Annotated in this window: 11 protein-coding genes and 1 pseudogene; 8 read left to right on the top strand and 4 right to left on the bottom strand. The window is 72.7% G+C overall.

The annotated features are described in order from the left end of the window. The first annotated feature begins 375 nt into the window (after positions 1-375). The gene (locus WA616_RS01105) at positions 376-813 is read left to right on the top strand and encodes a hypothetical protein (RefSeq protein ID WP_336026520.1); all 438 of its coding nucleotides are present in this window, start codon (positions 376-378) and stop codon (positions 811-813) included. Between the two features lie 240 nt (positions 814-1053). Here WA616_RS01105 and WA616_RS01100 read toward each other — a convergent pair whose 3' ends face one another. Beyond that, complete coding sequence (locus WA616_RS01100) at positions 1054-2112, bottom strand: bacteriorhodopsin (RefSeq protein WP_336026517.1); 1059 nt, start codon at positions 2110-2112, stop codon at positions 1054-1056. A 230-nt stretch (positions 2113-2342) separates the two neighbouring features. On the opposite strand from WA616_RS01100, the gene WA616_RS01095 reads away from it, so the two are divergent. Further along, on the top strand, positions 2343-3203 hold the full coding sequence (locus tag WA616_RS01095; RefSeq protein WP_336026515.1) for a hypothetical protein: 861 nt from the start codon (positions 2343-2345) through the stop codon (positions 3201-3203). Positions 3204-3293: 90 nt separating this feature from the next. Here the strand turns inward: WA616_RS01095 and WA616_RS01090 are convergent, their stop codons facing one another. Together WA616_RS01090 and WA616_RS01085 are read right to left on the bottom strand one after the other, a co-directional pair. Next, positions 3294-3971, bottom strand: a complete 678-nt coding sequence (locus tag WA616_RS01090) for an HPP family protein (RefSeq protein ID WP_442901959.1) — start codon at positions 3969-3971, stop codon at positions 3294-3296. Beyond that, complete coding sequence (locus tag WA616_RS01085) at positions 3968-4840, bottom strand: phosphatidylserine decarboxylase (protein WP_336026512.1); 873 nt, start codon at positions 4838-4840, stop codon at positions 3968-3970. The genes WA616_RS01090 and WA616_RS01085 overlap by 4 nt, the downstream gene beginning before the upstream one ends. Here WA616_RS01085 and WA616_RS01080 point away from each other — a divergent pair. From WA616_RS01080 to WA616_RS01060, 6 genes and pseudogenes are all read left to right on the top strand, one after another. After that, on the top strand, positions 4774-5340 hold the full coding sequence (locus WA616_RS01080) for a hypothetical protein (RefSeq protein WP_336027584.1): 567 nt from the start codon (positions 4774-4776) through the stop codon (positions 5338-5340). The genes WA616_RS01085 and WA616_RS01080 overlap by 67 nt on opposite strands. Before the next feature lie 186 nt (positions 5341-5526). Beyond that, positions 5527-6648: pseudogene (locus WA616_RS24410) on the top strand (molybdopterin-dependent oxidoreductase); the annotation flags it as partial. 49 nt (positions 6649-6697) lie between these two features. Further along, positions 6698-8104: a molybdopterin oxidoreductase family protein gene (locus WA616_RS01075; protein WP_336027564.1), complete on the top strand. Its 1407-nt coding sequence runs from the start codon at positions 6698-6700 to the stop codon at positions 8102-8104. Beyond that, the gene (locus WA616_RS01070) at positions 8101-8562 is read left to right on the top strand and encodes a hypothetical protein (protein ID WP_336026510.1); all 462 of its coding nucleotides are present in this window, start codon (positions 8101-8103) and stop codon (positions 8560-8562) included. Before WA616_RS01075 ends, WA616_RS01070 begins: the two co-directional genes overlap by 4 nt. A 534-nt stretch (positions 8563-9096) precedes the next feature. Continuing rightward, on the top strand, positions 9097-10206 hold the full coding sequence (locus WA616_RS01065; protein WP_336026508.1) for a tyrosine-type recombinase/integrase: 1110 nt from the start codon (positions 9097-9099) through the stop codon (positions 10204-10206). 17 nt (positions 10207-10223) lie between these two features. Beyond that, positions 10224-10916, top strand: coding sequence for an HAD family hydrolase (locus WA616_RS01060; RefSeq protein WP_336026506.1), 693 nt, complete (start codon positions 10224-10226; stop codon positions 10914-10916). 4 nt (positions 10917-10920) lie between these two features. On the opposite strand, the gene WA616_RS01055 is transcribed toward WA616_RS01060, so the two are convergent. Next, positions 10921-11676 (bottom strand): amidohydrolase family protein, encoded by a 756-nt coding sequence (locus tag WA616_RS01055; RefSeq protein ID WP_336026504.1) that lies wholly within the window; start codon positions 11674-11676, stop codon positions 10921-10923. Positions 11677-11759 lie beyond the last annotated feature (83 nt).

The following is an 11759-nucleotide window of genomic DNA, read 5'->3' as shown; positions in this document are numbered from 1 at the left end:
AGGCGGACCCGGTCCCTGTCAGAGCTGGTCGGGTGAACCAGCTGGCCACGCAAATACAGTGCTCCGCGTCGGCGCGGTCCACCGTGAACGAGATACGGCGCAGCTCCCGCCGCCTCGGGTGGGGGAGTGAACGCCCACGCGCGACGGCCGCGCTGCCATCAGGGGCGTCGAAGGTCGAGAGAACCAAGTCGTGTGTCGAGAGCAGCCGGCAACTGGACATCGCTGCAGAGCGTGTAGACGGTCCCGTCCCATGTCGGACGTCCCGGCTTCGCACGTCGGCTTCCGGGCGCCCAGCCCCTGGACACTGCCCTAGTGCAGGGCGACCGTGGACGGTCACATCCTCACGCCGAGCTCAGGAGAGCGGGAAGTGACTGCATGCGATCCGAGGAGGCCATGATGCTGCGCGCCCGCGAGCTCGCCGTGCACGCCCACTTCGGCCAGGTCGACAAGGCCGGCCACGACTACTTCAAGACCCATGTTGCCGACGTCGCCCGCAGGGTCGGCAGCGACCCCGTCCTGCAGACCATCGCCTACCTGCACGACATCGTCGAGGACACCTCCGTGTCCCTCGCCGACCTGCGCCAGCTGCGCTTCTCGACCGCGGTGGTCAGCGCCGTCGACGCCTTGACCCACCGGCCCTTCGAAGGCCGGATCGACTACTACGGCCGTGTCCGCGTCGATCCGCTCGCCCTGCAGGTGAAGCTGGCCGACATCGCGTCCAACACGGACCCCGACCGCATGCACCAGCTCGACGAGCCGACACGGGCCCGCCTCCGCCAGAAGTACTCCGCCGCGCTGGACCTACTCCGGTGACCGCCGGCGAGGCCGCTCTGGCGCCACGGTCCTTCGCGACCGCGTAGTTCGGCGCGAGCGGTCCTGCCTCGAGACTCGCGGGTGGCGCGGAGCGGCCCTCAGCGTCGAGTGGCGGGGCGGACCCTTCGAGGTCACGTCGGCTCGGTTGGCAGTTCGACGGCATAGGACGTGATCGCGGTGATGCTCCCGTCCACGAACTCATAGATGTCGCACGACGACACGAGGAGAGCAGGGCCACGGTCAGCTCCGGTCGGTCGCCGTCCGGGTGGCGCCGTGGCGGACGCCGTCGGCCCGGGCGTGGTCGGAGTGCCCGTGCTCGCGCTCGCGCAGGTGCTCGGTCTCGTGGTGCTCGTGCGGGCGGCGCGGGTGGTCGGCGAAGACGGGGGCGGCGTCGACGGTGTTGCCGGTGAACTCGGTGCTGCGGACCTCGGTTTGGGAGCTGGGCATGACGGCCTCGCTCTGGTGGACGCTGGACACCCACACCGACTCGGGGTGGGTGTCCACGCCGGCGGCGACGTCCTCGGCGGTGCGCAGCTTGGCCACCTTGTGGATCAGCACGCCGAAGCCGACCTTCGCCAGCACGTCGGCGGCGGAGTAGGACACCTGCATGCCCGCGAGCCAGGCGGGGGTGACGTCGACGAACACCGGGACGGCGTAGACCAGCGGGTACACGCCGAAGGTGCCGAGCAGCACGAGGGTGGCGTTGCGCAGGCTCCGCCCGGCCTCGACGGACATGGACGACGTCGAGGACCGGACGGCGCCGATCAGCGCGACGTACAGGTAGGCGTAGAAAGCGGTGCTGATCAGGCCCCACACGACGAGTGCGGTGACGTCGCGGCCCTGGGCGAGCACCTGGGAGCCCAGGAAGCCGGTGAGGATCATCAGGAACGCCGCGGTCATGGTGGAGAACCGCAGGCTGCGGGCCTTGGCGCCGGCCAGCGAGCAGACGGCGAGCAGTTCGGCGGTCAGCAGCGGGACGGTGACCGTCCAGTCGATGTACCGGGGGTAGAGGGTGGCGCGGGCCTCGGCGTTGGGCTCGTACACCCCGCCGACGAGGTCGTAGCCGGTGTCCCACTTGATGGCCAGCACTAGGTAGGACAGCGAGGCCACGCCGGCGATGCACAGCCCGGCGAGCACGGCGGGGCGGTAGCGCACGCCGACCTCGCTCTTGCTGTTCCAGGAGTAGACGAAGTAGGCGAACAGCGCGAACCCGGCCGCGACGATCGAGTAGAAGACCAGGTCGTAGAGCCCGAGTGGCATCGTCTGCAACTCGGGCGTGGGCGTGTCGAACACATCCATGGAGACTCCTGCGGGGAGCGGAGGCGGGACCGTGTGATGACACGTCCGGTCCCAGGGCCACTGCTCGACCCAGCCGTGCGCGACCCGGTGGTCCGCAGCCGAACCGGCCCAAACCGGCTGTTGACGTCGCCGTGCCCGATCCCGACCGATGTACCTGCGGGGCCGGGCGTCATCCGCGCGCTGACCGGGTAGCCGCATGCAGCGGCCGTCGCGGTCGAGGACGGAGATCCGTGGACACCGAGTTGAGCACCGGGCAGAGCGTCATCGGCGCCCTCGTCATTGCCGTGTTGCTGGCTGCGCTGCACCTGGCCGCGCCCCGGATCCGGAAGCTTCCGTTGGTGCCCGAACGCGCGACAGGGTCCTTCGCCGGCGGTCTCGCCGTCGCCTACGTCTTCCTCCACCTGCTGCCCGAGATCGCCGAAGGCAACGAGTCGATCGGGGAGGCGCTGTCCGCCGTCCTGCGGCCCACCCCGCTGATGGACCTCGGCATCTTCTTGGTGGCCCTGGTGGGCTTCACGGTCTTCTACGGGCTCGAACGTCTCGCCGACCGTCAGCACCAGCGCGCCCCTGCCCCCGCTGTCCGCCGGGCGGTGAGACACGGCGGTCCGGCCACCTCGGGCGCCAGCAGCGTCCTCCACGAGGACGACCGTCGGTCCGGCAGTGAGCCCGGCCGCGGCGTCTACCTGCTGCACGTGGCGTCGTTCATGGTCTACAACGCCCTCATTACGTACACCATGGCGCTCCGGCTGCGTACCGGTATCGCCTTCGCCCTCTTGTTCACCGTCGCGATGGGCCTGCACTTCGTGCTGACCGACCGGGGCCTGGAGGAGCACTATCCGACCCGCTTCACCGCCCGAGGCCGGATGGCACTGGCCATCGCTCTGCTCCTGGGCTGGGCGGTCGCCGCTGTCTTCGCTCCGTCCAGCGCGCTCGTGGTGGCGCTGCTGACGGCACTGCTGGGCGGTTCCATCCTGCTCAACGTGTTCAAGGAGGAGCTCCCGTCCTCCCGCAGGTCGAGCTTCGGCTGGTTCCTCACCGGGCTCACCCTCTATGCCGCCCTGCTGACCGTGGTCACCGCGCTGAGCGGATGACGGAGGACCGGGAGCCCCGGACGCTCCAGGCCCTCCTGTGCATTCGGCAGCCGTTCGCCGCATCCGGTCCGCAGCGGACGCGTGGAACGGTCAGTGACGTCTGCGCGGCCGCCGCCAGGTCACCGATGCCGGGGGCGGGAGGCCGTCCTCGCGGTGCCGGGCCACTGCGGAGGACGAGCGGGGCTGACTCCTCCGCGCGCCACCCGGGAGTGACCACCAGAGCGACATCGGCGCTCCGGACGCCCGGTTGTAGAGCCAGCACGAGGCCGTCACCACGCAAACCGACGCCAGGGCGATCCCCAGTGACGTCGGGGTGTTCAGCAGCCCGAGGCTGACGATCAGGGTGGTTGCCCCGGCCGGAGGGTGTGGCCGGTCGAGGAGTGCCAGCACCCCGGCGGTGAGCCCCAGCGACACGGCTGCGGCCCCGACCCGGGGCAGGTCCACACCGGTGCTGAGCGCCGGTCCCGCGGTGGTCAACCCGAACGCCAGCAGCGCCAGGTACCCAGCGGCCAGCGCCACGGCGTGCCCGATCACCGTGTTGCGGGGGCTGGAGCTCTCCGCTGTCGGCTGCTCGGTCTGCAACACCGCCGTGGGGCCTAGGCTGGGGAACAACCACGGCTGACCGGTGAGCAGCGCGATCCCCCCGGCGACGACCATCGCGAAGGCGCAACCGACCAGCGCGTGCAGGACCGCCGTCCGGGACCTGCCCGCCCGGCGGGCCGTCGGCCGCTCCGGTACCAGCCGGTGTGACCCCGGCGGCCGCCTCACATCACCGTCACCGTGTGCGACCCGCCCACGCCGGCCTGCCTCCGCACCTGGTCAGGTCCCGCGCCCCGCGGATGGCAGGTGGCCACGGGTCTGCCCACCTTGCGGAGTCCCTCGCTGGTGTCGATCCGGGCCCCGGCGCGCCGTTGGAACAGGATGACGATGTCCGAGCCGCCGAACTGAAAGAAACCGAACTCGTCGCCCTTGGCCACGTGCGTGCCGACGACGGTGGTCAGTGTGACCGAGTCGACGTGCGACATGCCGACCGGCACGACGGCCACCAGGCCGATGTCCGGGCCGTCGGACCCCGCGGTGTCGAGGACGACAACCCCGCGTTCCTGGGTGAACTCGTAGCCGGTCTGCGCGCTGTCCTTGGACTCCAGCTGTCCACCCTCCAGCTCGACCTGCATATAGGCCTTCCCGCTGACGAGGAACGACTCCCGCACCGTCCCGGACACGGGCACGTGGTAGCGGTGGTAGGACGACGGCGGCAGCATGAAGTGCACGAACGTGCCGCCAGCGAAGGCGTCGGCGTGCTCGCTGCCCTCCAGCAGCCGGCTGATGGCCGCATACTCGTGGGTCTTCTTAATCCTGATCCCGGGGACCCGCGAGTCGTCGTCGATGTCGAACGTGTGCCGGTACATGCAGTCGGCGGGGGAGGTGACCACCCGGTTGCTGCCCGGCTCGGTGATCGGCCGTAGCCGGCGTTGAGCTCGCGGGCGAAGAACTGGTTGAACGTCAGCCAGCCGCTGGGGGTGTTGGGCGCCCTGTCGACGAGCGACTCCTCGACTGTGTACTCCGGGGCGTGATCGATGAAGGTCTGCAGGATCTCCGCGCTGAAGGACTCCGGGGTGTCCAGGAAGCTGCCCCACTGCCGCGCGAACCCGGTGAGCCAGTCGCGGAAGCGGTCGGAGCTCTCGCCGATCGCCGTCCCGTCGTCGTCCACCGGCTGGTCGACGAGCCAGAAGAAGTGCGACAGTCGGTCGCTGACCTTCCGGGAGCCGGACTCCTCCGGCGCGTGCTGGCGCCAGGCTTCGTCGCCGGACTGCTGCGGGATCCACCGGAGGAAGCGCGCCAGGTACGCCTCGTACCCGGCGAGGTCCTCGGGCCATTCCAGCGCCGCGTACAACGTCGGGTGGAGGTCGGACCGGGCGCGCTCGCCGGCCATGGTGAGCGAGCGCTCGAGCCGGGCGGTCAGGGTGTCGTCCTCGCCGAGGACCGCGCGCAGATCGTCAGTGACAGCGTCGGGCTGGGGCATGGTGTCGTCTCCAGAGGGATCGATGAGCGCGTCGTACGCGGTACCGCACCCGCGAGGGGACTGGCGTTCCGCCGAGACCTCGCCGTCGACACGCTGGCGGTCGGGACGACGTGACCCGGGGATCCGCTACCCGGCGTGAGCCCGGCTACCCGCCGACGAGGCGGGATGCCGGCGTACGGGGGCCGGTGAGGGGGTAGGTCCCGGCGGCCGGGGCCGACGACGTGGCTCCGGACCGGTCCGAGGAGACGCCGCGGCCACGGGTGCCGGGCCGGACCGCTCGGCAGCAGCCCTGGAGGATCCGTGGACGAGGTCGACCGCATCGCCGACATTTGGGGGCCGCGAACGCCCCACGGCCGGGGGACGGTGTGGCCCGCACGGGTCGACATCGCCCTGCGGGACGGGATCCGCGAGGAGGACGTCGAGCGCTGGGTGCGATCCTCCTGCACCCTGTGCAGCAACGGCTGCGGCTGCGACCTGGGGGTGACCGACGGCCGGCTGGTCGGGATCCGGGGCCGGGCCACCGACGTGGTCAACCACGGCCGGCTGGGCCCCAAGGGCCTGTTCGGGCACTGGACCTGGCAGGACGACCCCGACCGGCTGCGCCGCCCACTCGTGCGCGAGGGCGGTCAGCTGGTGGAGACCGACTGGGACACCGCGATGGGGCGGGTCGTGGCCGAGTCCTCGCGGCTGCTGCGCGAACGGGGACCCCTGTCTCACGCCTTCTACACCAGCGGTCAGCTGACGCTGGAGGAGTACTACACGCTCGGTGTGATCGGCAAGGCCGGCATCGGCACCCCGCACATGGACGGCAACACCCGCCTGTGCACGGCGACCAGCGGAGCGGCCTTCAAGGAGAGCTTCGGCAGCGACGGGCAGCCCGGGTCCTACACCGACATCGAGCACGCCGACGCGATCTTCCTGTTCGGGCACAACATGTCCGAGACGCAGACGGTGCTGTGGATGCGGGTCCTCGACCGCACCCGCGGTGAGGACCCGCCGGTGGTCGTGTGCGTCGACCCGCGGCAGACCCCGGTGGCCGACGAGGCGGAGCGCACCGGGGGTGTCCACCTCGCCGTCCGCCCGGGCACGAACCAGGCGGTGCTCAACGGCCTGACCCGGGAGCTGTTCGTCAACGGCTGGATCGACGAGGAGTGGGTGGCCGGGCACACGATCGGCCGCGACGAGCTGTGGGCCGCCGTGCAGCCCTGGACGCCGGAGCGCACCGGCGAGGTCTGCGGTGTCGACCCCGACGACGTCCGCCGGGCAGCGCGCATCTTCGGCACCAGCGAACGGGTCCTGTCGACCGTGCTGCAGGGCTTCTACCAGTCGCACCAGGCGACCTCGGCGTCCTGCGGGGTGCACAACCTGCACCTGCTGCGGGGGCTGATCGGCAAGGTGGGCAGCGGGGTGCTGCAGATGAACGGCCAGCCGACCGCGCAGAACACCCGGGGAGACCGGAGCCGACGGCGACCTGCCCGGCTTCCGCAACTGGGCCAACCCCGACCACATCGAGGACCTGGCCCGGCTGTGGGACGTCGACGCCGACACCATCCCGCACTGGTCCCCGCCGACGCACGCCATGCAGATCATGCGCTACGTCGAGCAGGGCTCCGTCAACTTCCTCTGGATTCAAGCCACGAACCCGGCGGTGTCGATGCCCGACTCCGCGAGAGTCCGGCGGGCGTTGGCCGCGGACTCCTGCTTCCTGGTCGTGTCCGACCTGTACCTCACCGAGACGGCCCGGTTCGCCGACGTCGTCCTCCCCGCGGCCGGGTGGGCGGAGAAGACCGGGTGCAGCACCAACGTCAACCGGACCGTGCACCTGGCGGAGAAGGCGGTCGAGCCGCCGGGGGAGGCCCGCCCCGACCTCGACATGTTCCTCGACTACGCCCGCCGGATGGACTTCCGCGACCGGTCCGGACGCCCGATCCCGCGGTGGGACACCCCCGAGGCCGCCTTCGACGCATGGGCGGAAGCGACGCGCGGACGGCCGGTGGACTACAGCGGGCTGTCCTACGCCACGCTGCGGGCCAGCGACACCGGCATCCCGTGGCCGTGCAACGTCGAGGCGCCCGAGGGCACCGACCGGCTCTACGTCGACGGGATCTTCGCCACCCACAGCGACTACTGCGAGACGTACGGGCACGACGCGGTGACCGGTGCCGCCCGCACCCCGCAGGCCCACCGGGCCCTGCGGCCCGACGGCCGGGCGTTCCTGATCGCCGCGCCCTACGTCCCCCAGCACGAGCCGCCCGACGAGGAGTTCCCGCTGCTGGTCTCGACGGGACGCACGGTCTACCAGTTCCACACCCGCACCAAGACCGCCCGCTCCCGGCAGCTGCGCGAGGCCGCCCCGGAGCCGTGGGTCGAGATCTCCGTGCCCGACGCCGAGGACCTGGGGATCGCCGAGGGCGACCTGGTGCGGGTGGACTCCCGACGGGGGCGCATCGACGTCCGGGCCCGGGTGGGCGACGTGCGCGAGGGGACGGCGTTCGCCCCGTTCCACTACGGCTACTGGGACCTCGACGCCGACGAGCCCGGGTCCGGCGTGCCGCCCCGGGCGGCCAACGAGCTGACCTTCACGCTCTGGGACGTCATCTCCAAGCAGCCCGTGCTCAAGACCGCCGCCGTGCGCCTCACCAAGCTCGAGGACGGCGGCGGCCGCCCCTCCGCCGCCCCCACGACGGCCGCCTCCCACCCGGCGCGGTCGCGGCGCGGCGGACCGCCGGTGCCCCCGACCCCCGGCGGGCCGGCCGCGACGGTGGGCAGCGAGGTGCTCGCCGACACACCGCACTACCCCCTGGACCCCGCGCAGGGCGCCGAGTCGGTCAGGCCGACCCGGACCCTGGCCGGGCCGGCCGCCGAGGACCGGTCGTGAAGGGCCTCGCGGTCTACGTCGGTCTCGCTGAGCACACGGAGTCCGTGCTCGCCGCTGGGCTGCGCGAGTTCGCGCGGGCGCACGCCGCCGAGGGTGAGCTGCCGGCGACGGCTGAGCTGCTAGCCGGGTGGAGCGAAGAGCACGTCCGGCGCCTGGCGCCGGTCCGGTCCCGATACGGGGACGAGCCCGACAGCGAACCCGACCAGCTCCGCGCCGCCGGCATGGGGGCGGCCCGTACCGGTCCCGTCGGGCTGCTCCGTGACCTCCAGGACCTGTACACGCTCGCCGCCCTGACCGACACCACTTGGACGGTGCTGCTGCAGGCCGGCCTCGGTGCACGTGATCGGGAGCTGCAGGGCGTGGCCCGGTCCTGCCAGGACGAGACCAGCCGCCAACTCGCCTGGCTCGTGACCCACCTCAAGCAGGTTGCACCTCAGGCCTTGCTCGCCGCCAGCTGAGACCGCTTGGGTGTGCCTCGAGCGGACACCCCGACAGGGCGCCCCTGAGCCGCCCCGTCGTCCCGAGTCCGGCGCACGGCGAGTCCTCCACCATGTCCGCTTCTCTACCGAGCGCAGGGCCGGAGGGGTCCCCGACTCAGTTGAGCCATAACGACGCCCTCCGCCAACCTGCTGCCGACCGATGAGTTCTGGCGGGACAACGTCAACAGCCAGACGGCGCCGTTGAGCCGGGTGGTCCGCGCCGAGACCGTCGTGCTGGACTGGCGCCAGCTCGACGCCGTCATCAGCGTGCCGAGAGCGGCACCGTGCGGTTGCACCGGCGCGTCCTGCGCGCCCGATGACTGGGAAGCCAGGCAACCGACGGATCCCCGCGGTCCGTGACATCAGCGCCGCCCAGCTGCGCGGCGACCTCGGACAGCGCCCCTGCAGCCGTGCGACCGTTCGACTGGTGCCCGACCGGAGAAACCCTCGAGCCGTGCCGGAGGTGTCCGCGCTCGGTGGGATGGTGACCGGACGCGCTCCCCGGGAGGACAGGTGGCGAGTCTCGAACGGCGATCTCGTAACGGCAGGGTGCGTTGGTACGCCCGCTTCCGTGACCCGTCCGGTGTCCAGGTGGTGAAGGTGTTCGACCGGAAGGTCGACGCGGAGCGCCATCTCGCCACCGTCGAGGCTTCGAAGCTCACCGGCAGCTACATCGACGCCAAACGGGCCGCGGTCACCTTCGCGGAGTTCGCCGAGGAGCACTGGGAAGCGCACGCGCCGCTTCTGGCCGCGGACTCCACGAGGCTGGTCAAGCGGTCCCGGCTGGACCGGCATGTCCTCCCGGCCTTGGGACGCCATCCGGTAGGTGCCATCCGGCCGAGCAACGTCGCGGCCGCGGTGGCGCGCTGGTCACGGACTCTGGCGCCGGGCACGGTCGGGCAGTTGCTGCGTCAGGTCCGGCAAGTCCTCGACGCCGCCGTCGCCGATGGCCTGCTCGCCTCCAATCCCGCGAAGGCCGTCAAGGCCCCGCCGGCGCCGCGCCGGCGGGAGGTCCACTTGACCGACGAGGATGTCGCTGCGGTGCTCGCCGCGACCCCGGACCACTACCGGCCGCTGGTCATCGCGCTCGTCGGGCTGGGGCTGCGGATCAGTGAGGCGTGTGGGCTGCGGGTGGAGGACGTCGACTTCCTGCGCCGCACGGTGCGGGTCCGTCAGCAGCGCCGCCCCGGAGGTGAGCTCGGGCAGCTCAAGACCGGCTCGTCCCGGCGGGACGTCCCCGCCGACGACGTCGTCCTGCAGGCGCTGGCGGAGCGGATCCGCCGGCACCCCCGCGCCGACGGTCTCGTGTTCGGCAGCAGCACTGGAGGAGCGCTCACGAAGTCCGTGGCCGGCCATGTCTTCGATGACATCGAGCGGGCTGTCGGGTTCACCGTCTCGCCGCATTCCCTGCGCCACTACTTCGGCGCGAGCCTCGTCTCTCGAGGGGTCTCCGTCGTCGCCGTCTCCCGCTGGCTGGGACACTCGGGACCGGAGATCACCTACCGCGTGTACGCCTACTTAAAGCCCGACGACGAGCTCGCGACGCGCGCGGCGATGGCCGACATCCTGTCCAAGATCAATCCTGATGTGTACCCGTTGTGTACCCGGGAGCCGTCCAACTAGGGAAAACCGCAGGTCAGATGCCGAATAGCCTTGCTGCAGTCCTGTTCGACATGGACGGCACGCTCGTGGAGACCGAGCAGCACTGGGGGGCGGCGCTGTTCGACCTCGCCCGCCGCCTGGGCGGGCGGCTCAGCCCCGCCGCCCGCGAGGCCACCGTGGGCACCAGCATGCGCACCGCTCTGGGCATCCTCTACGCCGACCTCGGCGTCGACCGCGAGCACGTGTGGGAGACCGACGCCGCCGACGTCGAGGCGACCGTCGCGGGGCTGCTCGCCGAGGACGTGCCGTGGCGGCCGGGGGCCCGCGAGCTGCTCGCCGAGGTCCGCGCCGCCGCGCTGCCCACCGCGCTGGTGACGACGACGCCGCGCGCGCTGGCCGACCTGGTCCTCACCCGGATCTCCGCCGACCTGGACGTGCCGCCCTTCGACCTCACCGTCTGCGGCGACGAGGTGCCCGCCCGCAAGCCCGACCCGGCGCCCTACCTGCAGGCCACCGCGGCGCTCGGCGTCGACCCGGCCGCGTGCGTCGTCGTCGAGGACTCCGCGGCCGGGGTGGCGGCCGGGCTCGCCGCCGGCGCCGCCGTGCTCGGCGTGCCCTCGCTGCAGCCCCTGGCCCCGGCCGACGGCCTGGTCCTGCGCGACACCCTCGCCGGCGTCGGGCTCGCCGACCTCGAGCGCCTGGTGCTCGACCGGGACGCCGCCCGCCGCTGACCGCTCAGGCCGGGACCGGCTCCCGGCCGCGCGAGACGACCAGGCGCACCCGCGCCAGCGCCGCCACGTCGCGGACCGGGTCGCCGTCGACGAGCAGCAGGTCGGCGTCCAGCCCCGGCGCGAGCCGCCCGGTGCGGTGCTCCAGCCCGCAGGCGCGGGCGGCGCCGGCGGTCGCCGTCGCCAGCGCGTCGGCGGCCGGGACCCCGGCGGCGGCCAGCGCGGCGACCGCCCGCGCCACGATCCCGTGCGGCTTGCCCGGTGCGATGCCGGAGTCGACGCCGCTGACCAGCCGGACGCCGGCCGCGTGCAGCCGCGCCGCCTCGGCCGCCCGCGCCTGCTCGGTCAGGCCGAGGCGGTCGATCAGCGCCTGCACCCGGGGCGGCGGCACGGCGCCCTCGGCCAGCCCGAGCGTGGGGCCGACGACGACGCCCGCCCGGGCCAGCTGCCCGGCCAGCCCCGGCGGGGCGCCCCAGCCGGTCGCCGTCAGGCAGGTGCAGTGCTCGATGCCGTCGACGCCGGCGGCCAGCACCTGCCGGACGGCGGGCAGGGCGTGCGCGTGCGCGGTCACCGGGAGGCCCAGCCGGTGCGCCTCCTCGACGACGGCGCGCACCTCGGCGGCGGTGAACTGGCAGGCGGCCATGTCGGTGCCCGGCGTCATCGCCCCGCCGCTGGCCATCAGCTTGACCACCCCGGCGCCCCGCCCGGCCCGCTCGCGCACCGCGTCCCGCAGCGGCCCGGCGCCCCGCACCTGCCCGCCCATGCCGGCGCACCTGCCCGCCCACCGAGGTGAGCGGCGGCCCCGAGGCCACCACGGTCGGCCCGTCGTCCGGCGCCCGCTCCACC

This window comes from Geodermatophilus sp. FMUSA9-8, assembly GCF_037034165.1.
In the GTDB taxonomy this organism is placed as follows: domain Bacteria; phylum Actinomycetota; class Actinomycetes; order Mycobacteriales; family Geodermatophilaceae; genus Geodermatophilus; species Geodermatophilus nigrescens.
Note: the sequence above shows the minus strand (reverse complement) of the source record. Positions and strands in the feature narration are given on the sequence as shown.